The following is a 24,065-nucleotide window of genomic DNA, read 5'->3' as shown; positions in this document are numbered from 1 at the left end:
CACTAGCGGGAAGCACTCAGGTCGCACCGTCGTCAGGAACGGGCCCGCCGATGTCGAGCATGATCAGGCGCTTGGTCGCCCGGGTTTGTGCCACGTAGAGATCTCGGAGACCGGAGTCGTCCGCACCCCGGATCTCGTTGGCGCCGAGCACGATCACGGTGTCGAATTCCAGACCACGCGCGTCGGCGGCCGGCACGACCATCACATCGTCTCCGAGTGCGCCGGCGTCGGAGCACGATGCGCGCCGTGCCGTGGTGATGATGCCGATGAGCTCCCCGGGGTGCGCTGCCTGCATCGCCGCGACCAGTTCGTCCACCTCAGCGTCGACGGCATCGTTCGCGACGATGCCGGTCGTCGGATACTCGCCATGACGTATCGAGCGTGAGAGCCGCTGTGTGGGAGCGATACGCGCGAGGACGGACGCGGTGGTTTCCAAGATCTCCGCGGTGGTGCGGTAGTTGATCGTGAGGGTGTGGTGGACAAAGCGGTCGACGACAAAAGGGTGCAGCGCCTCGCCCCAACAGCTGATGGTCGTGGTCGGTCCCGACTGGGCGAGGTCGCCGACGATGGTCATCGAGTGGTTCGGGCATCGACGCAAGAGCATCCGCCACTGCATCTGCGAGAGTTGCTGCGCCTCGTCGACGACGATGTGCCCATATACCGACTCCGGTGGCCCGTCGACGAGTGTCCGGGCTTCATCTAGGAGCGCCAGATCGGCCATGCTCCAACCTTGTCGAGCGCCGTTGACGATCGAGGCGACGTCCTTGTCGGTGCACCTGGGGAAGTGGCGGGTGAGCGAGACGGCGTCGGTGAGCACGTCACGCACCACGTCGTCGGCGGTGAGGAGTGGCCAGACCTCGTCGATGGCCCGTGTGATCTCGGCGTCGTCGAGGAGATCATCGTGGATACGGTCCCAGTCGATCTCGAGCTCCCCGCTGCCGTCGTCGTCATGCGCCGAGAGCCTGGCCTCGCCGGCGAACATTCGATCGAGATCGATGCCGAGTACGTTCCTGATCTCGTCCTCGAAGTCCGAGATCTCCTGTGCGGTTTGTGCTTCCAGCTCGGTAACCACCTCATCAACGATCTGTTCGAGGAATGCCTCACGCGCCCGGTTGTGGCCGACCCCGCCCTGCAACGCACTGCGGCGAGCGGCATCCACGCGCGCGGGATCAAGCACGACCGCGCCGTACCCGGTCCGCAATCGAAGAGGTATCCCACGAGGCTGTGAGGCCTCGACCCGACCGGCGAGAAGTTCGGCAAAGTGCGTGCACCCCTTCGCGAGTGCGATCGGATCGGCCTCTGTGCGAGTCACCGTGACGTCCACGAGGTCGGTGGTCGTACGCAGGGCGACATCGTTCTCACCCAGGGACGGCAGAACGTCGGAGATATAGGTGAGAAATCGCCTGTTCGGTCCGAACACCAATACTCCGCGATCGGCAATCGCGGGAAACGCGTACAGCACATACGCCGCCCGATGCAGGGCAACGATCGTCTTCCCCGTTCCCGGGCCGCCATCGACAACCATGACTCCGCGGTGTTCGGATCTGACGATCTCGTCCTGCTCGGCTTGCAAGGTCGCCATCGCTTCGCGCATCCGACCCGTCCGCGCTCCACTCAGTGCGGAGACGAGGGGGCTGTCGCCGACGACGTCGGTATCGGTCGGTGCGGTCCCATCGAGGATCTCGTCGGTGAGCTCGACGACGTTACGGTCTCGTAATCGCAGGTGGCGACGTCGACGCACCCCGAGCGGTGACGCGGCAGTCGCCGCGTAGAAGGGTCGAGCAGCGTCGGCCCGCCAGTCCACGAGCAAGGTACGGTCCGAGTCCGAGAGGAGCCCGACCCGACCGATGTACATCGGTGCGCCGTGGTCCGCTCCGTCGATTCGCCCGAAACACAGTGCGTGTTCCGCGTTCCGGAGCCGGCGGACGGCCTTGTCCAGACGTGACAGCTCGGCGTCTCGCGCAACACGATCTCCGGGACCGTCGATGGGCGACGAGAGGGCCTCTTCACGCGCTCGGAGACCGGTCATCGTCTCGGTGTCGAGGCGTGCGTACATCTCGTCGACGGCGTGCTGCTCCCCTGGGATCTGCTCCTCTGCGATCTGCGTTGCCCTGTCGGTGATCTCAGCCATTGCCCCGTCTTCCGTCGTTCGACCAACGACGTCCACTGTGGAGGGCGGGCACCGACTATGCAACGTTGACTTCGCAGTCCAGTCATGGCCTTCGCGCGGGAACGGAGGTCAGGGCGTGTTCAATGGAGATCCGTTGACAGAACAGTACTTTCGTGGCCCACATCTTACTGCGTTCCAGCGCGAAGCACTCAGGCCGACCGCAACTTCTCCAGCAACGGCCCGGCAGCCTCGTCGAGGAACCGCTCCTGGCTCTCGCCGCCGATCTGCACGAGTGCGACGTCGGTGAATCCGGCGTCGACGAATGGCCGGATACCGTCGACGAGTTCGTCGAGATCCGACCCGCAGGGGATGTTGGCCGCGACGTCGTCGGGGGTGACGAACTGGGTGGCGCCGGCGAACGCCGCGGTGGTCGGCAGGTTCGCGTTCACGTGCCAGCCGCCGGCGAACCACCGGAACTGGTCGTGGGCGCGGGCCACCGCGGTATCGCGGTCCGGGTCCCAGCAGATCGGGATCTGTCCGATCGCGCGCGCCGGGTCGAGCGCGGCGCCCTGCCCGATCGAGGTGGTCTCGGAATTGGCATTCCAGTGCTCGATGAAGTCGGCCTTCGGCTCGACGGCGATGAGATGGTCTGCAAGAGGACCGAATTCGTCGATCGAACGGGGTCCGGACACCGCCACGCCGATGGGTACACCGTCGTCGGGCAGATCCCAGATCCGTGCCGAATCAACCTGGAAGAACTCGCCGCGATGATCGACGAGACCGCCGTCGAGCAATGCTCGGATGATCTCGATCGCCTCGGCGAGCATGGCGTGCCGCTCGGAGACGGCAGGCCACCCCGCGCCGACGACATGCTCGTTGAGGTTCTCACCGCTACCGAGTCCGAGAATGAACCGGCCCTCGGCGAGCAACTGCAGGGTCGCGGCCTTCTGGGCGATGATGGCCGGGTGGTAACGAATCGTCGGGCAGGTCACGTAGGTCATCAACTCGACCTCCTCGGTCGCGTGAGCCACCGCGCCGAGCACCGTCCATGCGTACGGCGCATGGCCCTGCGCCGAGAGCCACGGAAAGTAATGATCGCTGGACACCTCGAAATCGAAGCCCGCCTTCTCCGCGGCCACCGCGTCCCGGACCAATTGCCGGGGTCCGGCCTGCTCGGTCATGAGGGTGTATCCAAAACGTGTCGCCATGCTCGCGCTCCTTCTGATCGGTGCGGTCGCGAATCGGAGGTGACGCCGCCTCGACGTCCCATCGGCTCGACGTCCAACAGTGCGAAGGTGGATGGTGGGCACGTGGTCTCGACCCAAGAGGAACAGGAGTGACAGCGATGACACACACCGACCGGACAGAGACGCCGACCGAAGAGGCGCCTGTGGACACCGTGCTCCTCGACGTCGACGGTACGCTCATCGACTCGAATCCTCTGCACGCCTTGGCGTGGCAGCGAGCCTTCGCCGGGCACGATCTCTACCCGGAATGGTGGCGCGTGCACCGCGCGATCGGGATGGGCGGCGATCAGCTGGTGGGGGAGATCTGCGGGCCGGACGTCGAGGACTCCCTCGGCGATGACCTGCGCGATGAATGGGCTCAGCGATACCGCAAGCTGCTACCCGAGGTGCGCGCGCTGCCGCGTGCGGCGGACCTGGTGCGGATGCTCGCCGATGCCGGCTATCGGGTGGCGCTCGCGTCGTCGGGGGCGCAGGAGTTCACCGACGCAGCGCTGGATCTCCTAGGCCTGACGCGCTCCGATTTCGCCGTCGTGACCAGCGCCGACGACGCCGAGAACTCCAAGCCTGCGCCGGATCTCCTGGCGGTCGCGCGTGAACGTTCCGGCGGTGACACCGCGGTCCTCGTCGGCGACAGCGTGTGGGACGTGGCGTCGGCGAACGAACTCGGTATCACCTGCGTCGGGGTGCGGACCGGTGGTTTCGCGGCCGCGGAGTTGCTCGATGCGGGCGCGATCGAGGTCGTCGACGACGTCGCCGTGCTGGTCGAACGGGGTTGGCGACCGTGACTCGCACGCCGATTCACTACCCTGGATACCCGTGTCCCCAGCGTCCCTGTCGGTGATCTCCGACGCCGTTTCCGTGCGCGTGCCCGCCAAGGTGAATCTGCATCTCGGTGTCGGCCCGCTCCGCGACGACGGCTACCACGATCTCGTTACCGTCTACCAGGCGCTCTCGTTGTACGACGACGTCACCGTCGCGCGCGCCGCCGCCCTCGGGGTGACGCTGCGCCGCGAGGGCGGACGGGGCGCCGACGCCGCCGACGTGCCCCTCGACGACGACAACCTGGCGATCAAGGCCGTCCGCGCGCTAGGCACATGGGCCGACCGCGACCCACGGGTGGCCATCGAGATCGTCAAACGCATCCCCGTCGCCGGCGGTATGGCCGGCGGTAGCGCCGATGCCGCGGGCGCTCTGGTGGCCCTCGCCGCGCTGTGGAAACTCGATCTGCCGCGCGCGGAGCTCCTGGAGATCGCCGCCGGTCTCGGCAGCGACGTGCCCTTCTCGGTCCAGGGCGGCACCGCCATGGGCACCGGCCGCGGTGAGCAACTGATGCCGATGATCGCGCGCGGCGAACTGCACTGGGTGCTGGCGTTCGCGCGCGACGGACTGTCCACGCCCGCCGTCTTCGCCGAACTCGACCGTCTGTGCGCCGATCACGCCGACGCCTTCGACGTGCACAACCCGCGGCCCGACGAGCTGGTGCAGGCCCTGACCACCGGGCAGCCGACGCAGATCGCACCGCTGCTGCACAACGATTTGCAGCCGGCCGCACTGAGTCTGCAGCCGGGACTGCGCCGCACGCTGCGCGCCGGTGTCGACGCCGGCGCGTTGAACGGCATCGTCTCCGGATCGGGGCCGACGTGCGCCTTCCTGTGCGCCGACGCCGACGCCGCGGTGGCCGTGGCCGCAGAGCTGTCCGGTGCCGGTGTGGCCCGTTCGGTACGCACCGCATCCGGGCCGGTCAGCGGCGCGACCCGACAGGCGCCCGGGCAGTGATCACGCGACCACGACGGCCGCGCACACGAACGCGGGGTGAGCGGGTCAACGCCCGCGGTGTACCCGGGGCGTTCGCTCGGACGCACCGCGAATGTCGTCGGCTCGGGGTCGTCGGTGTGGTCGCATTCGTGGTCGGACTGATGACGGTCGGCCTGGCGTCGGTCGGAGCCGGCTCGGCCACCGCGACCCCAATCCCCGGGCGCGTGCTCGCCGGCACTGCGATCGTCGGCGCCGACCTGCCGCCCGGCGCGGCGTCGGGACAACGCGTCACGTATGTGACCCGCGACCAGAATGATCGAATGGCGTTGTCCACCGGCGTGTTCTACGTCCCGAAGGGCACGCCGCCGTCGGGCGGGTGGCGCATCTTCTCCTGGGCGCACGGCACCACCGGGATCGCCGACGAGTGCGCGCCGAGCCGGACCCGCAAGGGCTCCGGTGTCGACACCGCGATCATCGACGCTCTCAAGCGCGGATATGCGGTCACCGCAACCGATTACGCGGGCCTCGGCGCACCCGGTGAGACCGAGTACCTCGGCGGACGGGCCGCCGCGCACTCGGTGATCGACATGATCCGCGCGGCCCGCGCCCGTGACGCGTCGTTGGGTACCGAGTGGGTGTCCGCCGGGCATTCGCAGGGCGGGCATGCGGCATTGTTCGCCGGGCACGAGGCGCCGTCGTACGCGCCGGAACTGAATCTGCGTGAAATCCTGGCCCTGGCACCGGCTTCCGGTATCGAAGGGGTACTCACCAAGTCGTTCACGCCCAGCGTGCCGAGCCTGGGGAAACTCAACACCGTCAGCGCGCTGTATCTCTACATCCTCGCCGGCCTCGACCACGCGCGACCCGATCTGCACGTCACCGATCACCTCACCCAGGCGGGCAAACGCTATCTCGATCTCGCGCGATCGGAGTGCAACGGCGAGGTGTCGGCCGCGATGCGGTCGGTGGCGCCGGGAGATCTGCTGGACTCCTCGCTGGGCGACGAGCGCTTCGTGGCCGCGCTGGCCGACTACACGCGGGTGCCGACCGGCGGGTACACGGTGCCGATCCGCATCGATCACGGCCTGCTCGACCCGGTGGTGCCGTTCCCGTTGACCGCGACGCTGGTCCGCTCCATGCAGGCCGACGGTACCGACGTCGACCTGCACACCCACACCCGTGCCGACCACACCGAGGTCGTCGCCGATTCGCTCGATCAGGTGATGGGTACCGCCGCGGCGGCATTCGGGCGGGATTGAGCACCGCACCGGCGGGGAGTCGGCGCCACAGGAGAGCCCGACAGTCCGGGGTTGTTATCGTCTACCGGTGTCACCCGCCCCCTCCGCGCTGATCAACGCCGACCGCATCAGCAAGAGCTTCGGCATCAAATCCCTGCTCGACGAGGTGAGCCTCGGCGTGCACGAGGAACAGCGCATCGGGGTGGTGGGACTCAACGGCGGCGGCAAGACCACGCTGCTGGAGATCCTCGGTGGCGTCACCGAACCCGACTCGGGGCGTGTGTCGCGGGCGGGTGGGGCGCGCATCGCCGTGGTCACCCAGCGCGGTGAGCTACCGGCGGGCAAGACGGTCGCCGAGGTCGTCGTCGGCGGTCCCGACGTCGCCGTGCACGAGTGGGCCGGCGACCCACGGGTCCGCGGCATCCTCGCCGGCATCGGCGTCGACGAACTGCTCGACGCTCGGGTCGACGAACTCTCCGGCGGACAGCGACGCCGCGTCGGGCTGGCCGCCGCGCTGGTGTCCGAGGCCGACGTCCTGATCCTCGACGAGCCCACCAACCACCTCGATGTCGAAGGCGTGCAATGGCTCGCCGATCACCTCATGAGGCGCCGCGGCGCACTCGTCGTGGTCACCCACGACCGCTGGTTCCTCGACACCGTCGCCACCCGGACCTGGGAGGTCCACGACGGTCGGGTCGACGAGTACGAGGGCGGATACAACGACTGGGTGTTCGCCCGCGCTGAGCGGGTGCGCCTCGCCGACGCCGCCGAGGAACGGCGACGCAACCTGGCCCGCAAGGAGCTGGCGTGGCTGCGTCGCGGACCGCCCGCCCGAACCTCCAAGCCGCGCTACCGAATCGAGGCCGCCGAGAAGCTGATCAGCGACGTCCCGCCGCCCCGCGACACGGTGACGTTGTCGACGTTCGCCAAGCGCCGGCTCGGACGTGTGGTCATCGAACTCGAGGACGCGCACATCGAGACACCCGCGGGACAGGCGTTGCTGAACAATCTGACCTGGCGACTGGCGCCGGGGGAGCGTATCGGTCTGGTCGGGGTCAACGGATCGGGCAAGACGACGCTGCTGCGTGCGCTGGCCGGGGAGGTCGACGTGGCCCCTGGCCGTCGCATCGAGGGCGTGACCGTGAAACTGGGCTGGCTGCGCCAAGAACTCGACGACCTCGACGAGGACCAACGTGTACTCGACGCGGTGGAGTCGGTCGCCGCGCGGATCATGTTGGGAGACAAGGAGTACTCGGCGAGCCAGCTCGCCGAGCGGCTCGGTTTCTCGCCGGCCAAACAACGTACCCCGGTCGGCGATCTCTCCGGTGGTGAGCGTCGGCGCCTGCAGTTGACGCGTGTGCTGATGGCCGAACCGAACGTGCTGTTGCTCGACGAGCCCACCAACGATCTCGACATCGACACCCTGCAACAGCTCGAGGATCTCCTCGACTCGTGGGCCGGGACCATGGTGGTCATCTCCCACGATCGCTACCTGATCGAGCGGATCTGTGACTCCACGTGGGCGTTGTTCGGCGACGGCTCGCTCACCAACCTGCCCGGCGGGATCGCCCAGTATCTCGATCGGCGTCGTGAGATGCGTTCCGGCACCACGGGTTCGGGTTCATCGAAGGTGGGCTCGTCGCAGGCGGCATCGGGACAGGCGGCAGAGGGGCGGGCCGCAGACGCGCAGAACCCGGGCACGGCCGACGCTCCTGCCGAGCGGCCCGCGGTGAGTGCCGCCGAACACCGCGAGGCACGCAAGGCGATGAACCGGGCCGAGCGGCAGATCGAGCAACTCTCGCGGCGCGAGGACGAGTTGCATGCCGCGCTGGTGGCCGCGGCCACCGACCCCGAACGTCTGGTGTCGCTCAATACCGAACTACGGCAGGTGGTTTCCGACAAGGAAGCCGCCGAGGCGGCGTGGCTCGAGGCCGCCGAAGCCATCGAGTGAGGCTCAGGGTGCCGGCGTCGGCTGCGTTACCTGCTCGGCGCCGATCGACGCCGCGAACTCACTGATCATCGTCCCCGCCACGGCCGGCTGGATCAGCGGATACAGATGGGTGGCGCGAGGGATGACGCGCAGATGCGCACGCGGCGACAGAGCGGCGAACCTGCGTTCGTGGATTCGGAACTGATCCCAGCCACCATTGGCGAACAGCAGCGGTCCCGGATATCCGGCGAGCGCGGACAGGGCGTCGAATCCGGCGATCTCGTCGACCACATCCGCAATCGAGTGCAACGCGAGCCCGCCGGCCTCCATGTCGTCGGAGACCTGCGCGCCCAACGCCATCCGGGTGAGTAACCGGCTGATCTCGGCGCTCTGCGCGGGTAGGAACGAGGTGGCCGCGCCGAACAACCGAAACGGTGCGGCCAACAACCCGCTGGGCTGGGCGGTCGACCCCATCGCGACGAGCCCGGCCACGCGCTCGGGATGCGCGGCCACGGTGGCCATCGCAACATAGCCGCCCAACGACATTCCCGCGAGGACCGCCGGTGCGCCGAGTTGGTCGACGGCGTCGACGACGGCGGACACCGCCTCGGCCATCGTGAAGGTCTCGGCGCTGCGTGTGCCGTGACCGGGCAGGTCGGGGTGGATCACCGGCCGGTCGGTGACGGCGCTCGCGATGCGATGCAGCGACGCACCGCTGACGCGCAGGCCGTGAACGAGCACCACCGGAGTGGGCTTCTCCGACCGTGCGCTAGTACCCATTTCGGGTTCGTTGCAGCTCATCGGGAGACAGTATGACCGCTGTGACCGTCCGCGTATAGTGACGCAGGCCACTATCCGTGGCTTCACTCGAGACGTCGAAAGGGCCCACCAACGCCATGACGATGACCGAACCGACACCGACGAGCGAGCGACGCGAGGACTATCCGAACGTCGAATTCATTCGCAACGATCCCGATCTCCCACCCGTCGCGATCATCGACCGCTCACCGATGACCGTGCCGAAGAAAATCCTGTTCGCGGTCATCGGCCTGCTCGGTGCGGTGGCCTGGGTGATCGTGGCGTTCATCCGTGGGGAGAACGTCAACGCCGTCTGGTTCGTCGTCGCGGCTGTCTGCACCTACGTCATCGCCTACCGTTTCTACGCGCGGATGATTGAGATGAAGGTCGTCAAGCCCCGCGACGATCACGCCACGCCCGCCGAGGAATTCGACAACGCGCAGGACTACATGCCGACTGACCGTCGAGTGCTGTTCGGTCATCATTTCGCCGCCATCGCCGGAGCTGGTCCACTCGTCGGACCCGTACTCGCCGCGCAGATGGGCTACCTGCCCGGAACCATCTGGATCATCATCGGCGCCGTGGTCGCCGGCTGCGTTCAGGACTATCTGGTGCTGTCGATCTCGACGCGGCGTCGCGGCCGAAGCCTCGGACAGATGGCCCGCGACGAACTCGGCCGGGTCGGCGGCACCGCCGCGATCGTCGCCGTGCTGGTCATCATGATCATCCTCATTGCGGTGCTGGCCCTGGTCGTCGTCAACGCGCTCGCCGACAGTCCGTGGGGCGTGTTCTCCATCGCGATGACCATCCCGATCGCCCTGTTCATGGGTATCTACCTGCGGTATCTGCGGCCCGGTCGCGTCAGCGAGATCTCGCTGATCGGTGTGGTGTTGCTGCTCGCCGCCATCGTCGCCGGCCGCTACGTCGGCGAATCCGGTTGGGGCAAGGACTGGTTCACCCTCTCACCGGTCTTCCTGAGTTGGGCGATCATCATCTACGGTGTGGCCGCCGCGGTACTGCCGGTCTGGCTGCTACTGGCACCCCGCGACTATCTGTCGACGTTCATGAAGGTCGGCACAATCGCCCTGCTGGCCCTCGGCATCCTGATCGTCCAACCGGTCATGAAGGCACCGGCCGTCAGCGAATTCGCCTGGAACGGCAAGGGGCCCGCCTTCTCCGGCGCATTGTTCCCGTTCCTGTTCATCACCATCGCCTGCGGTGCGCTGTCGGGATTCCATGCCCTCATCGCCTCCGGCACCACGCCCAAACTGCTGGCCAAGGAAGGGCAGGCCCGGATCATCGGATACGGCGGCATGCTCACCGAATCGTCGGTGGCGATCATGGCGTTGATCACCGCCTGCATCCTCGATCAGCACATCTACTTCGGCATGAACGCACCCAAGGCGCTGACCGACGGCACCGCGCAGGGCGCCGCCGACTATGTCAACGGACTCGGCGTGAGCGGAAATCCGGTCACCGCAGCGGACTTCACCTCAGCCGCCGAGGGAGTCGGTGAGTCCTCGATCGTCTCCCGCACCGGTGGTGCGCCCACCCTCGCGATGGGTATGGCCGACACACTGCAGCGCGCCATCGGCGGGGAATCGTTGCGGGCGTTCTGGTATCACTTCGCGATCATGTTCGAGGCGCTGTTCATCCTGACCACCGTCGACGCCGGTACCCGGGTTGCGCGGTTCATGCTGTCCGACGGCATCGGCAACATCCCCGGTGCGAGCCGCTTCAAGGATCCGTCCTGGCGGCCCGGAGCGTGGCTGTGCACCGTGATCGTCTGCGCCGCATGGGGTTCGATCCTGCTGATGGGCGTCACCGACCCGCTCGGCGGTATCAACACGCTGTTCCCGCTGTTCGGCATCGCCAACCAGTTGCTCGCCGCGGTCGCGTTGACGGTCGTCACCGTCATCCTGTTCAAACGCGGACAGGCCAAGTGGGCGTGGATACCCGGAATCCCGTTGGTGTGGGATGTGATCGTCACCATGAGTGCGTCCTGGCAGAAGATCTTCTCGTCGAATCCGGCCATCGGCTACTGGGCGCAGCACCGCGACTTCGCCAACGCCAAGGACGCCGGCAAGACGTCGTTCAAGACCGCCAAGAACATCGGCGAGATCGACGCCGTCATCCGCAACACCTTTATCCAGGGCACGTTGTCGATCATCTTCGCGGTACTCGTGCTCATCGTGGTGATCGTCGGTGTCTACGTCTCGATGAAGGCACTGCGTCTTGGCGGACTCCCGACCACCGAGGACCCACCGGAACCCTCACGCATCTTCGGGCCGAGCGGGCTCATCACCACCGCCGCCGAACGCGAGGTCCAGCGGGAATGGGATGACCTCGCCATCCAGCGCAAGACCGAGACGGTCACATGAGGCAGATACTGCAGCGGATGGGTGAACGTGTCGCGTGGTACGTCGGCAGCGTCATGGGTGACCGGGACTACGAACGGTACCTGCAACACCATGCCGCACATGGTGATTCGACGCCGCCGATGAGCGAGCGCGACTACTGGCGCCACCGCTGGGACCACGTCGAGAACAACCCGCAGGGCCGATGCTGTTAGGGCGTGTCGTTCTGAGGCGTTACTCCTGGGTGACGCTCACCCGATCCGCACCGTGCGGTCGATGCCGACACGGTCGCGGAACCCCGGGTCGTGGCTGACCAGCAGTAGCGCGCCGGTCCAGTCACGCAACGCCGACACCAGTTCCTCGGTGGTGTCGATGTCGAGGTTGTTGGTCGGCTCGTCGAGGATCAGGAGTTTGGGTGTCGGGTCGGTGAGCAACGCCGACGCCAACGCCACCCGCAAGCGCTCGCCGCCCGACAACTCGGCGAGGGCACGGTCACCGGCGTTGCCGCGGAACAGGAATCGCGCGAGATGCGCCCGAACCTGTTGGACGCCGGCATCCGGATGTGTCACCGACAGATCCTCGGCGATCGTCCGCGACGGATCGGCGAAGGTGATGCGTTGCGGCACCAGGGCATACGGCACGAGTATGCGATCGCCGGCAATGAGGTCGGTGATGAGAGTGGTCTTCCCGGACCCGTTGGCGCCGACGAGCGCAACCCGCTCCGGACCGTCGATGCGTAATCGGTCGTCGGCGATCACCTGGGCATGGGTGGCGAGGTCGGGTTCGGGCATCGAGATCCGCGCGGTCCGGTCGTCACGGACGTCGGCGCGCGCCGATTCCAGCCGACCCGCCGCCGCTGCGACGTCCTCGCGGTGCGAGGTGCGGTACTTGCCCGCCGATACCTGTGCCGCGTTGCGGCGTCCGTGCGCGACGATCTTCGGGACCCGTTTCTCGCGTTCGGCTTTCGCCGCCGTCCGGGCCCGACGGTCCAGGGTGATCTGGGCGTCGGCGAGGTCGCGTTTCTGCGCGCGCAGATCACCCGCGGCGTTGGCGACGGCAGCCTCCGCGGCGGCCTGCTCGGTATCGAGGACCTCGCGGTACAGCGTGTACGGACCGCCGAAGAGCCGTACTCTGCCTCGGTACAGCTCGATCGTGGTGTCGACGCGATCGAGCAACTCGAGGTCGTGGCTGACCAGCAGCAGGGTTCCGGAGAACGCGTCGAGCGCCTCGAAAAGAGCTGTTCGCGAATCGGTGTCGAGATTGTTGGTTGGCTCGTCGAGCAGCAGGACGTCGGGGCGGCGGAGGAGGCGGGCCGCGATCGCGAGCATCGTCGACTCGCCACCGGAGAGGGTGCCGACGGTGCGGTCCAGGTCGGCGACGAGGCCCAACGCCGACAGTTGCGCGAGCGCGCGCTCCTCGACGTCCCAGTCGTCGCCGACGGTGTCGTAGTCGTCGGGTTGGACCGATCCGCTCTCGATCCGTCGTAAAGCGTTGCGAATCGTGGCGATTTCCAAGACGTCGGCGACGGTGTCGTCGGAGTGGGCCTGCGGATGCTGGGGGACCAGCGCGCAGTCGCCGGAAACCGAGATGCTGCCCGTGGTCGGCGACAGTGCGCCGAGGATGAGTTGCAGCAACGTGGTCTTGCCGGCGCCGTTCGCTCCGACGAGTGAGCTGATCCCTGGTGGGACGCTCATCGAGAGATCGTCGAAGACGGGGGTGCCATCAGGCCAGGCGAAGGAGACGCCCGAGAGGGTGATCGATCCGGAAGGGTGCAGGGGTGACGCCATGAGAACTCCTTGAGGTGGTGAGGATTCCGCGGCGACGTCGCGTACGGCGTCGACTCTCGCGGTGGTTTACCGACCTCAGATGTTCATGACTGGCAGATCACTCCTCGATGTGAATCAGCTGGCTGGCGTGCACCAGGGATGCGCGTTCACGATAGCGCGCCCCCGGGCAAGCGTGTCAACCGCTTTTGTTCGCCGGATGTTCCGGGTCGTGCGGTGGTCGCGGGCTCGATGGTCCGGGGTGAGGCGCCCGGGCGTCGCACGATCACCAACGACGCGGCGCCCAGGACGAGTCCGACGACGATTCCGAGATCGGGGCGTTGGCCGAGCAGACCCCACGCCAGCAGTGCCGACGCCGAGGGGATGAGTGTGAACAACATCGACGTGGCCGCGGCACCGGCGGTGTTGACCAGCCGGAGGAACAGGGTGGTGGCGATCATCGACGAGGCGATGATCATCGTCGGCAGCACCCAGGCGGCCCGGAGTGGGTCGGTGATCGACTCGGGAGTCGCGAGAGTGATGGCGGCGGTGGGAATCAGGGCCACACCCAGCTGAACGGCATTGCCGGCGACGAGATCGACTCCACCGCAGAAGCGCTGCTGATAGATACCGCCGAGCGCTACACCGGTCAGTGCGAGCAAGGTCAGGCCGACGGCGATGCCCATCGTCGAGGCGTCGGCTATCACCCGGGGCAGGCACGCGGCCAGGACCGCGGCCGTGCCGACCGCGATGCCGATCCATTGCCGCGACCCGAGGCGTTGACCGAGCACAGGCCACGCGAGTATCGCGGTGGCCACCGGGTTCAAGGCGATGACCAGTGCGACGATGACGGCGGGCACCCCGAGTTGCAATGCGAGGTAGGCGCAGCCGAATTGGAGGAATTGGGTCAGCAATCCGACGACTGCGACGTGGCCGAGCTGCCGTCCGCGGGGGAAGGCCCGGCGGGACACGACGGCGATGATGCCGAGGGCTACCGCGGATCCCGCGAATCGGATGGTCAGCAGCGCCATCGGCGACATCGCGGACACGCCGAGCGCCCCGAGCGGATAGCCGAAGGCCCACAACAGGATGAAAGCGGCGGCGGGCAGGGGAGGGATTCTCATGTGCTCCAGCCTCGCGGCGATCACGCTCGTCGTCCAACAATGATCAGTAATCGTGATTGATCATGAATCCTGATCGACGTACGCTGGGCGTCATGGCCAACACGGTTCTCGACATCACTCCGCTGCGCAGTCTCGTCGCAGTGGCCACCTGCGGTGGGTTTCACCGTGCGGCGACGGCGCTGCACCTGACCCAGTCCGCGGTCAGTCAGCATGTCCGCCGGCTCGAGACCGTGACCGGACTCAAGCTCGTCGAGCGTGAAGGGCGGATCACCCGCTTCACCGCGGACGGGGAGACGATGCTCGCCGAAGCGCGCCGGATCCTCGCCGCCCATGATGATGCGGTGCGGCGCTTGAACATTCGATCCGCCACTCCCACGTTGACAGTGGCCACGACCGAGCACGGCGCGGACTGGTCGCTGCCGTTTCTCTCGCAGATCCTGCGGGAGCAGTGCCCCGGGCACGCGGTCACCTTTCGTCTCGACCGCAGCCGTCGGGTGATTGCGGCCATCGAGAACGGCGACGTCGATGTCGCGGTGTATCACGAACCGGTTGGACCCACGACCGAACTGCTGGGCCCCCGCGTGGCGATGCGCTGGTTCGGGGCTCCGGATCTCGTCGTGGAGCCCGACAAGCCGCTGCCGCTGGTGGTGTTCGACGAACCCTGCTCGACCCGAGGTGTGGCCCTCGACATCCTTCGGCAGGCGGGGATCGATTTCGCGATCATCGTCGAGTCGGCCGACCTCGCCGGCGTCACCGCAGCGGTCCGCGCGGGACTCGGTGTGGTGTTGTTACCGGTGGTCAGCCGACCACCCGAGGGGTTGCGTGAGGTCACGTCGCTGCCGCCCTCACCGTCGTGCGCCCTGCAGATACGGTTCGCGCCGACGGTCCCCGAGTCGGTGCAGGTCGCGACGCGCGCGGCACTGGCCGAGACGACGTCGCAGGTCGAGGCGGGTGACCGACGGCGCGCTGACGCGCTAGCGTGAACGTCATGTCGCACATTCGCACGAACGTCGCCAACGGGGTGGGCGAGATCGTCCTCGACCGGCCCAAGGCCCTCAACGCCCTCGACCAGTCGATGGTCGACGACATGTATGACGTGCTGTTGCGCTGGGCCGACGATGACGGCATCGACACCGTGATGCTGACCTCGGGTACCGACCGCGCCTTCTGCGCGGGAGGCGACATCCGTGCGATCCGTGACAGCGCGCTCGCCGGCGATACCGAGTCGATCACTCGTTACTTCTCCCACGAATACCGGCTCAATCAGTTGATCGCCGAGTATCCCAAGGCGCATATCGCGCTGATCGACGGTGCTGCCATGGGTGGTGGTCTGGGAATCAGCGTCCATGGGGAGATCCGGGTGGTCACCGAGAAGGCGATGATCGCGATGCCCGAGACCGCGATCGGCTTCTTTCCCGACATCGGATCCACCTACTTCTTGCCCCGGCTACCGCAGGGTGTCGGAATGTGGTTGGCGCTCACCGGCGCCCGGGTCCGCGGATCGCAGGCGTTGTCGGTGGGTCTCGCGACGCACTTCGTACCGTCCGCCGAACTCGGTGGCGTTGCCGACCGAATCCGTTCCGGCGCACCACTCGGCGAGGTCTTGGTGCCCTCACCGGACAAGCACACCGACCACCCGCCGCTGCCCGTGGAGCAGATCGGTGAGTACTTCTCCGATACGAATGTCGCGGGGATCGTCGGGGGTCTGCGCGGTGCGGTCGGCGACGAGTGGGCCGCGGTGATGCTCGACCTCCTCGGCCACGCATCGCCGACCAGTCTTTGGGTGACCGCACACCTGCTCGAACTCGGCGAGACCGCGATGCTCGACGAATGCCTGGAGCGCGAGCTGCACTCCGCCGAAAAGATCACCGCAACCCACGATTTCGCCGAAGGCGTGCGAGCGGTGCTGGTCGACAAGGACCGCAATCCCGCCTTCGTCCCCGCCGAGATCGACGACGTCGATCTCGCAGAGGTCTCCCGCATCGTCGGTGTGTGACATCTCGGATCGGTAGTTTGCCTCGAGAACTGTTGTCTTGGTGAGTATTCGGGAGGTTATGGTCCGCTTCCAGCTCTGCTGCAGGCGGTCTCGAGGCTCGCCGCACGCGGCTCACACCTCGACCAGCGGGGGAAGATGACTTGCCGCGGAAGGATGTCGACGCCTTCCCGCCCGACGACCCTTCCCACCCGGCGGCCGTCTCATCCCGATGGTCGAGGTGCCGAGGAGCGCCAGCGACGAGCCTCGAGACCCCTTGTGCCGACGGAATTCCGGGCCACGGTGATTCGAATCCAGCACCGGCTCAGTTGGTCTCGAGGCTCGCCGCACGCGGCTCGCACCTCGACCAGCGGGGGGAGGACGCCCATCCCGGTGGTCGAGGTGCGCGGCGCGCCAGGCGCCGGGCCTCGAGACCCCTTGTGCCGAAGAGTTTCCGGGCCACCGCGGTCCGGTTCCAGTGCCAGCTCAGGCAGTCTCGAGGCTCGCCGCACGCGGCTCGCACCTCGACCATCTGGGGAAGACGCCCATCCCGGTGGTCGAGGTGCCGAGGAGCGTTAGCGATGAGCCTCGAGACCCCTTGTGCCAAAAGGATTCCGGGCCCCGGGAACGATGCCTCGACCATCGGGCGGGTTTCGCTATGGAGTTCTCAAAGATCAGATCCGCTCCGGCGAGGCCGGGGGCGGGAATCAGGCTGCTACGTCGCCGAGTCGCATGGTTCTGCGGTGGTAGGACGGTACGGGTTGTCGTTTCGGGTCGATGCTGGCGGGTGGGATCAGCCAGGGGTGTCGGTCGTATCCGATGATGATGTCCCAGCCGTGGTGGTGCACGTCGTCGTGGCAGCTGGTGCAGAGCAGGCAGCCGTTGTCGAGGTCGGTGGGACCGCCGTCGGCCCAGTGGTGCACGTGGTGTGCTTGGCAGCGGCCGGCGTGTGTTCCGCATTTGATGCATCCGCGATCCCGGACGAGTAAGGCTTTGCGTTGTCCGGGGGTGAAGAAGCGTTCCTGGCGTCCGACGTCGAGGGGTACACCGTCGGTGTTGAGAATGATTCTGGTGATGGTGGTGTCGCACGACAACAACTTGGCGGTTGCTTCGGTGATCGGACCCATGTTCTGCAGGTCCCCACCGAGTGCCGGGTTGTCCGCCGACCAGGTCCACAACAGGCCGTTGGTCGGTTTGGCCGAGAAGGTGGTGTCCGCTAGTCCTTGTGCCGCCAACTCCACGATGGTTTCGAACGCGGCGGCGCAGATCTGCTCGGGTGTCCGCGGGTCGGGGGACCCGTCGGGCTGCGGCTTGGGAGTCGACAACGTTTCCATCAACGTGCGTGTCTTTTCGCCGGCGATGATGTCGAGGTTCGCCGAGATTTCCAGCCGTCCGTCGTCGGTGATGCGGTCGGTGTAGGAGTTGATGTTCTCGTCCTCGGCGGCCGGCAACCCACCAGGCGTCTCCGCGGCGAGCTCGTTTCCCAACTGCCGAGCGTAGAGGTTGATCTCGGCGGGGGTGAAGCCGGCGAAGTAGTGCGACAGCAGTTTCCGCAGGTATTCACACCGGTGGACGGTGTCGAGCGGTTCGGGGGAGCGGGTGTCGATGTGCGCCAGTCCGCGGACGATGGCGTCGGTGTGTTCGGAGGAGATGGATCCGTCCGCGGCATGCGCCAACAACAGATCGATATCGGTGGTGCCGGCCATCCGCACATATCGACCCGCGACCGAGGGCGCGAAACCCATGCGGATCAACAGTTCTCGCAGTCGGGTGGTTTTGTGGTCGGCCACGCCCAGTCGGTCCAGTTCGCCGGTGAGGGTGGTGGCGTGGTGATCGACCAGGTTCCGCAACAGCAGGACTTGTTTCATCGCACCGAAGGCTTGGGGTCCGGTCATGTCCGGATTCCATTGCAGGTCGCTGAGTTGGGTGACGATGTCGGCGAAGACTGCTTCGGCGTCAACGGATTCGGTGTCAAGGACTGTGGATTCGATCATGGGCCCCTCCCCGGTGGCTGATCGGTGTGATGGGTCAAGTGTACCTCGCCAGGGTGTTCGACGCAAGGGGTGGTTTGGTGAATTCTGCTTGTGGACAACGTGTTTCGGCGTCAGTTTTCTGTCGGTGGGGTGTGGTAGGGGGTGCGGGTTTCGTTTGCCTTGCTTTCGATGTGGTTGGGGGGCTTGTTGTCTCGCCGGGTCTCGAGGCTCGCCGCACGCGGCTCGCACCTCGACCATCCGGGGGGGGGGGGGCGATCGTCGGGGTGTCGATCGTGGGGGTGTCGCGACCGTGGCGAGGTGGGTGGCGCGATCGTCGGGAGGAGGGAGGTGTGACCACCGGGGGAGGAGCTACGGGGTCAGCTCGAACCAGCCGGAGAGGGTTGCGGTGTCCGAGTCCGACGGCATCGCCGGTGCCGACGAATCTTCAAAAGGGCCCTCATCGTTGGGGGAGAAAGGATTCGCGGTCGACGCAGTGGCTTCGGGGCAGGTGAAGTGTCCGGCGGCAAGAGTGGATGACATGGCGGTCACGGTCAGCCGGCAGGTGGCGGAGGAGCGGTACACCCCGTGTATCGAGACTCCGACGAGAGCGGTGATCGGCCCTGTGAGTGGACCGGGAGCCGGGGTGCCGGCGACCGGAGGTGGTCCGCCACCGGTGAGATCGCCTGCAAGGGACTCCAACTGAGCGCCATCGGTACCCGGACGGAAAAAGTGAAGAGCAACGAGTCCGGCGGGACCTCCGGGCCTGCGTTGCCCGACTTCGCAAACGAGTAGCAGCGTCCGGTGCCCCCGGACGGGCTGACCGCGACAAGCATACGGCGCCGGGTGAATCGAAGATCGTAGCCGACGCGATCGATCACGCCCGTCGGCGGCGTCCGTGCGCACTCGCGCGGATCGAGCCCGAGCGACTCATGCTGCACCGACGACCCCGACACCCTGCTGGGAGGCGTCGAGGTGTCACACCCGCAGATCGTTGCGATGACAGCCAGCACGCAGAGTGCGCCCCACCGGCGAGAGACGGTCACCGGACCTGTCAATCAGCGGCTGCGACAAGCGGTTCCAGGAGGAGATCGGGGTGTTCCTTCTCGATGTACTGCAGGCGCCACTTGTCACTGAACAGTGCGAGGAGCACCCCGTCGCTGCTCCGGGTGAACACCTCGACGCCGCGCTGACGGTTGAGCTCGTCGGCGCTGTCGGCGTCTGTGCGTCGCGCCAGGGTGTAGCCGAGCGGTTCGATGACGGTGTCGACGTTGTACTCGGCCTTCATGCGGGCGGTGACGACCTCGAACTGCATCGGACCGACAGCGGCAAGAACCGGTGAGGCGTCGCCGCGCAACTCGTTGCGCAACACCTGCACGACGCCTTCACTGTCGAGCTGGTCCATGCCCTTGCGGAACTGCTTGTACTTGTCGGCGGTGGTGGCACGCAACGACGAGAAGTGCTCGGGCGCAAACGAAGGGATGGGCGGGAACTGGATGCGCGGGTCGTCGTAGAGAGTGTCGCCGGGCGCCAGGGCGGTCGCGTTGACCAGACCCACGACGTCGCCGGGAAAGGCGGTGTCGACGGTCGAGCGATCACGGCCGAAGACCGCCTGGGCGTACTTGGTGGCGAACGGTTTTCCGGTTTGTGCGTGCGTCACGACCATGCCGCGTTCGAACTCGCCGGATACGATTCGCATGAACGCCAATCGATCCCGGTGGCTCGAATCCATGCCGGCCTGCACCTTGAACACCACGGCGCTGAACGGATCGGTGGGCTCGCGGACCTCGCCGTCGATCCCGGCGCGCGCGACCGGCGACGGTGCGAGTTCGACGAGGGTCTCGAGTAGTTGGCGCACACCGAAATTCAGCATCGCCGAGGCGAAGATCATCGGCGAGGTCTGCCCACCGAGGAAGAGTTCCTGATCGTGATCCTGGCCCATCTCGGTGAGCAACTCGCTCTCCTCGACGGCCTCGGTCCACGCTTGCTCCTCGCGCGCGCTCGCGGCGTCGGCATCCATCAGCTCCTCGGGGGCGATGGTGGCGCCACCGGCGGTGCGGGTGAAGTGGATGTAGCGGCCGGTCCGGCGATCGAGCAATCCGCGGAAGTCGCCGGCGATGCCGACGGGAAAGAACAAGGGCGTCGGCAGTAGACCGATGCGCTCGCTGATCTCGTCGATCAACTCCAGCGGCGTGCGCCCCGGGCGGTCCCATTTGTTGATGACAGTGATCACCGGGATGCCGCGATGACGACACACCTGGAACAGCTTGAGGGTTTGCGGCTCTAGCCCCTTGGCGGCGTCGATCAGCATGACCGCCGCGTCGACCGCGGTCAGCACCCGATAGGTGTCCTCGGAGAAGTCGGCGTGACCGGGGGTGTCGACGAGGTTGATGACGGCGGGTTCGTCGTCGGGTCCGGCGGTGGCGGGCAGATAGTTGAACTGCAACGCGGTCGAGCTGACCGAGATGCCGCGCGCCTTCTCCATCTCCATCCAGTCCGACACGGTCGATTTGCGGCCGGCCTTGCCGTGGATGGCGCCGGCCTCGCTGATCATGCGGGCATGCAACGCCAGCGCCTCGGTCATGGTCGACTTACCGGCGTCCGGGTGGGAGATGATGGCGAAGGTACGACGCCGGCGGACCTCGTCGGCAACGGAAGAACTCACCTGATGAGGCTATCGGGCCAGGCCGCGGCGTCCCAAACCCACGAGCCCGGACCGCTCGGCCGCCTGACCCCCTCGGCCGTCCCGACTACTCGAACGGCACCGGCGGCATCTTGACGACCTGGGCCGCGTAGCTCAGGCCCGCTCCGAATCCGAGCAGCAGCGCGGTGTCGCCGGGTTTGGCCTTTCCGGTGGAGAGCAGATCCTCCATCGCGAGCGGGATCGACGCCGCCGAGGTGTTGCCGGTGTACTCGATGTCGTTGGCGACGACGGTGCGCTCGGGCAGGTGCAAGCTCTTGGCGAGCAGTTCGTTGATCCTCGAGTTCGCCTGATGCGGAACGAAGACGTCGAGGTCCTCGGTGCCGATCTTGGCGGCCTCGAGGGCGCGCTGGGCGGCCTTGCCCATCTCGAACGCGGCCCACCGGAAGACGGCGGTGCCCTGAAGTCGCACGTAGGGGCGCTGAACGCGGTCGCCGTCGAGAAAGGTGACCCAGTCGATATCCTGGCGGATCGCGTCGTACTGCGAACCGTCGCTACCCCAGATCACCGGGCCGAGCTGCTGGTCCTCGGTCGGTCCGACGACCACGGCGCCGGCGCCGTCACCGAAGATGAAGCAGTTGCCGCGGTCGGTCATGTCCAGCGTCACCGACAACTGCTCGGCACCGATGACCAGCACGTGGGTGGCACTGCCGCCGCGCACCATGTCCGATGCCAGCGCCATCGCGTAGCCGAAACCGGCGCAGCCTACGGTCACGTCGAAGGCCGGGACGCCGTTACAGCCGAGTTCGGTGGCAACCTTGGTCGCACCAGCCGGCGTCAGCAGCAGGTGGGTGTTGGTCGCGAGGATCACCGCGTCGATGTCGGACCCCGACAGCAGCGCGTTGGCGATCGCCGTGCGGCCGGCCGCGACCGACATCTGGGTGACGTCTTCGTCGCGCCGCGCGAATCGGCGGGTCTTGATGCCGGTGCGGGTGTAGATCCACTCGTCGGAGGAATCGATGTGCTCGCAGATCTCGTCGTTGGTCACGACGCGCTCGGGGCGGTACGCGCCGATTCCGAGCATCCCGATGTTGTTCACACCGGTCTTGTCGGCGATCACGGTCATAAGTGGGTTCCTTCCGCTATGCGACTCGCCATAGACCGTCTCACATGTCGCCGCTACTGGGAAGTAGACGTGTCCGGCCAGGTTGTCGGCCGCACTTCCCGCATGTCGCGGATTCGCGGACCGTGGATGTCCGCGATTCGGTGAATTCTCGTCGGTACGCGGGTCTGTACATGTGCGGGGCGTCGGAATTCGGGCAGATCGACCGACAGCACAGGAGAGGGCCCCTGAGAATGGTGAACAGAGTCGAGGAGAGGGAATCCATGATCCATGCGCGAGGTCTCGTGCAGACCTTCCACACCGGACGCGGAAAACAGAAACGAGAGGTTCGCGCGGTCGACGGGGTTGACCTCGACATCGCCGAAGGTGAGGTCGTCGGCTTCCTCGGACCCAACGGTGCCGGCAAGACGACGACGCTGCGAATGCTGACCACACTGCTACGGCCCACCGCGGGCACCGCCACGGTCAACGGCTACGACGTGGTGCACGACGCGGTGATGGTGCGGCGCAGCATCGGATATGTGTCGCAGGCCGGCGGAACGTTCAGCCAGGCGCAGGCCGGGGATGAGGTCGTCGATCACGGCATGCTGTACGGCATGTCGCGCGCCGACGCCACCCGACGTGGCAAGGCGCTCTTCGAGCAGCTACAACTCGACGGACTCTGGGAACGCATGCCCAAGAACATGTCCGGCGGCCAGAAGCGACGCCTCGACATCGCCATGGGACTCGTTCACGACCCGACCCTGGTGTTCCTCGACGAGCCGACCACCGGTCTCGACCCGCAGGCCCGCGCCAACCTGTGGGAGCACATCCGGCGGCTGCGCACCGAACACGGGGCGACGATCTTCTTGACGACGCACTACCTCGACGAGGCCGACGAACTCTCCGATCGCATCCTCATCATCGACAACGGCCGGATCGTGGCGGCCGACACCGCCGACAACCTCAAGTCGCGGGTGTCGGGGGATCTCGTCGACCTCGAGATCTCCGACGCCGCGCAGGTGTCCACCGCGGCCGCCAAACTGGCGACGATCGCGGGCTCGGTGGAGACCCTCGACCGCCACGTTCGTGGTCGGGTGCAGCACGCCGGCCGTCACATCCCGTCGTTGCTCCGTGAGTTGACCTCGGAATCCATTGAATTGGACTCCATCGAGATCATCCGACCAACCCTCGACGACGTCTTCCTCACCATGACCGGCAGATCGCTGCGCGACGCCGAAGCCGCGACGGAGAACGCCGCGGAGACCGAGATCGAGAACGAAGGAGTACTGCGATGACCTTCCTGCGTGAATCCCACATCGTCTTCCGCCGCCAGATCCGGATGAACCTGCGCAATCCCGCCTGGGTGGTGATCGGGGTCCTGCAGCCGGTGCTCTATCTCGTGCTGTTCGGACCGCTACTCAAACCCCTGGTGGCCCAATTCCCCGGTGGCGCAGACAATCCCTACACCTTCCTGGTGCCCGGCCTGCTCGTGCAACTCGGCATGTTCGGGGCCATGTTCGCCGGCTTCAGCCTCATCGGGGAATGGCGAGAAGGCGTCATCGAGGCCGAACGGGTGACTCCGGCGAGCCGCACCGCACTGCTCGCGGGCCGGTTGATGCGTGACCTCCTGCAACTATTCGTGCAGGCGCTGATCCTGGTGCTGCTCGGCTGGGCGATGGGGATGCGCGGCTCGGTGATCGGGGTGATCGTCGGCATCGTCATCACGCTGCTCATCGGCGGGGCCTGTGCGGCGGCGTCGAATGCGTTGGCGCTCACCACCAAGAGTGAGGACGTGATGGCGCCGGTGATCAACATGGTGTTGATGCCGGTGCTACTGCTCTCGGGCATCCTGCTACCGATGACCCTCGGCCCGGCCTGGTTGCAGCGGCTCAGCGACTTCATGCCGTTTCGCTGGATCGTCGACGGCGTCCGCGACACCTTCGGCGGTGACATCGCGACGACGGCGGTGCTGTGGTCGGTGCTCGCCGCGGCGATTCTCGCGGCACTCGGGACCTGGTGGGGGACATCGGTGTTCCGGAAGGAGAATGCCTGACG

18 protein-coding genes are annotated in these 24,065 nt (G+C 66.8%); 10 read left to right on the top strand and 8 right to left on the bottom strand.

The genetic code is table 11. The features are described from left to right. Positions 1 to 16: 16 nt before the first annotated feature. Positions 17 to 2,131, bottom strand: a complete 2,115-nt coding sequence (locus QNM97_RS16980) for a HelD family protein (protein WP_283819508.1) — start codon at positions 2,129 to 2,131, stop codon at positions 17 to 19. Positions 2,132 to 2,319: 188 nt separating this feature from the next. Further along, a complete protein-coding gene (locus tag QNM97_RS16975; RefSeq protein ID WP_276114227.1) occupies positions 2,320 to 3,318 on the bottom strand; it encodes a TIGR03557 family F420-dependent LLM class oxidoreductase in 999 nt (332 codons plus the stop codon). Between the two features lie 137 nt (positions 3,319 to 3,455). Here QNM97_RS16975 and QNM97_RS16970 point away from each other — a divergent pair, with 137 nt between their 5' ends. The 4 genes from QNM97_RS16970 to QNM97_RS16955 all read left to right on the top strand — a co-directional run bounded on the left by QNM97_RS16970 (position 3,456) and on the right by QNM97_RS16955 (position 8,301). Next, entirely contained in the window at positions 3,456 to 4,142 is a 687-nt protein-coding gene (locus QNM97_RS16970; RefSeq protein ID WP_283819507.1) for an HAD family hydrolase, read from the top strand. 31 nt (positions 4,143 to 4,173) lie between these two features. Beyond that, positions 4,174 to 5,133 carry a 4-(cytidine 5'-diphospho)-2-C-methyl-D-erythritol kinase gene (locus QNM97_RS16965; protein ID WP_283819506.1) on the top strand — a complete coding sequence of 320 codons (960 nt, stop codon included), beginning with the start codon at positions 4,174 to 4,176 and terminating at the stop codon, positions 5,131 to 5,133. Between the two features lie 116 nt (positions 5,134 to 5,249). Beyond that, positions 5,250 to 6,371: a lipase family protein gene (locus QNM97_RS16960; RefSeq protein WP_283819505.1), complete on the top strand. Its 1,122-nt coding sequence runs from the start codon at positions 5,250 to 5,252 to the stop codon at positions 6,369 to 6,371. A 67-nt stretch (positions 6,372 to 6,438) separates the two neighbouring features. Then, positions 6,439 to 8,301, top strand: coding sequence for an ABC-F family ATP-binding cassette domain-containing protein (locus QNM97_RS16955; protein ID WP_283819504.1), 1,863 nt, complete (start codon positions 6,439 to 6,441; stop codon positions 8,299 to 8,301). 3 nt (positions 8,302 to 8,304) lie between these two features. Here the strand turns inward: QNM97_RS16955 and QNM97_RS16950 are convergent, their stop codons facing one another. Next, a complete protein-coding gene (locus QNM97_RS16950) occupies positions 8,305 to 9,081 on the bottom strand; it encodes an alpha/beta fold hydrolase (protein ID WP_283819503.1) in 777 nt (258 codons plus the stop codon). Between the two features lie 101 nt (positions 9,082 to 9,182). On the opposite strand from QNM97_RS16950, the gene QNM97_RS16945 reads away from it, so the two are divergent. Both QNM97_RS16945 and QNM97_RS16940 read left to right on the top strand, forming a co-directional pair. Then, positions 9,183 to 11,459, top strand: a complete 2,277-nt coding sequence (locus tag QNM97_RS16945; protein ID WP_502874921.1) for a carbon starvation CstA family protein — start codon at positions 9,183 to 9,185, stop codon at positions 11,457 to 11,459. Between the two features lie 17 nt (positions 11,460 to 11,476). Further along, the gene (locus tag QNM97_RS16940) at positions 11,477 to 11,650 is read left to right on the top strand and encodes a YbdD/YjiX family protein (protein WP_502874920.1); all 174 of its coding nucleotides are present in this window, start codon (positions 11,477 to 11,479) and stop codon (positions 11,648 to 11,650) included. A 36-nt stretch (positions 11,651 to 11,686) separates the two neighbouring features. Here the strand turns inward: QNM97_RS16940 and QNM97_RS16935 are convergent, their stop codons facing one another. Next, entirely contained in the window at positions 11,687 to 13,222 is a 1,536-nt protein-coding gene (locus QNM97_RS16935; protein ID WP_283819501.1) for an ABC-F family ATP-binding cassette domain-containing protein, read from the bottom strand. 146 nt (positions 13,223 to 13,368) lie between these two features. Beyond that, on the bottom strand, positions 13,369 to 14,322 hold the full coding sequence (locus QNM97_RS16930; RefSeq protein ID WP_283819500.1) for a DMT family transporter: 954 nt from the start codon (positions 14,320 to 14,322) through the stop codon (positions 13,369 to 13,371). 92 nt (positions 14,323 to 14,414) lie between these two features. On the opposite strand from QNM97_RS16930, the gene QNM97_RS16925 reads away from it, so the two are divergent. Together QNM97_RS16925 and QNM97_RS16920 are read left to right on the top strand one after the other, a co-directional pair. Further along, a complete protein-coding gene (locus QNM97_RS16925; protein ID WP_283819499.1) occupies positions 14,415 to 15,305 on the top strand; it encodes a LysR family transcriptional regulator in 891 nt (296 codons plus the stop codon). A 5-nt stretch (positions 15,306 to 15,310) separates the two neighbouring features. After that, the gene (locus QNM97_RS16920; RefSeq protein WP_283819498.1) at positions 15,311 to 16,318 is read left to right on the top strand and encodes an enoyl-CoA hydratase/isomerase family protein; all 1,008 of its coding nucleotides are present in this window, start codon (positions 15,311 to 15,313) and stop codon (positions 16,316 to 16,318) included. 683 nt (positions 16,319 to 17,001) lie between these two features. Here QNM97_RS16920 and QNM97_RS16915 read toward each other — a convergent pair. From QNM97_RS16915 to QNM97_RS16905, 3 genes are all read right to left on the bottom strand, one after another. Further along, on the bottom strand, positions 17,002 to 18,288 hold the full coding sequence (locus tag QNM97_RS16915; RefSeq protein WP_283819497.1) for an HNH endonuclease: 1,287 nt from the start codon (positions 18,286 to 18,288) through the stop codon (positions 17,002 to 17,004). A 1,030-nt stretch (positions 18,289 to 19,318) separates the two neighbouring features. Then, a complete protein-coding gene (locus QNM97_RS16910; RefSeq protein ID WP_014359289.1) occupies positions 19,319 to 20,929 on the bottom strand; it encodes a peptide chain release factor 3 in 1,611 nt (536 codons plus the stop codon). An 85-nt stretch (positions 20,930 to 21,014) separates the two neighbouring features. Then, complete coding sequence (locus QNM97_RS16905; protein WP_014359290.1) at positions 21,015 to 22,031, bottom strand: beta-ketoacyl-ACP synthase III; 1,017 nt, start codon at positions 22,029 to 22,031, stop codon at positions 21,015 to 21,017. 260 nt (positions 22,032 to 22,291) lie between these two features. On the opposite strand from QNM97_RS16905, the gene QNM97_RS16900 reads away from it, so the two are divergent. Both QNM97_RS16900 and QNM97_RS16895 read left to right on the top strand, forming a co-directional pair. Beyond that, positions 22,292 to 23,305, top strand: coding sequence for an ATP-binding cassette domain-containing protein (locus QNM97_RS16900; RefSeq protein WP_283819496.1), 1,014 nt, complete (start codon positions 22,292 to 22,294; stop codon positions 23,303 to 23,305). After that, positions 23,302 to 24,063, top strand: coding sequence for an ABC transporter permease (locus QNM97_RS16895; RefSeq protein ID WP_283819495.1), 762 nt, complete (start codon positions 23,302 to 23,304; stop codon positions 24,061 to 24,063). Before QNM97_RS16900 ends, QNM97_RS16895 begins: the two co-directional genes overlap by 4 nt. Positions 24,064 to 24,065 lie beyond the last annotated feature (2 nt).

It is taken from the genome of Gordonia sp. L191 (genome assembly GCF_030077625.1).
Lineage (GTDB): Bacteria > Actinomycetota > Actinomycetes > Mycobacteriales > Mycobacteriaceae > Gordonia > Gordonia polyisoprenivorans_A.
The sequence above is the reverse complement of the archived record's forward strand: the minus strand, read 5'-3'. Positions and strand labels throughout refer to the sequence as shown.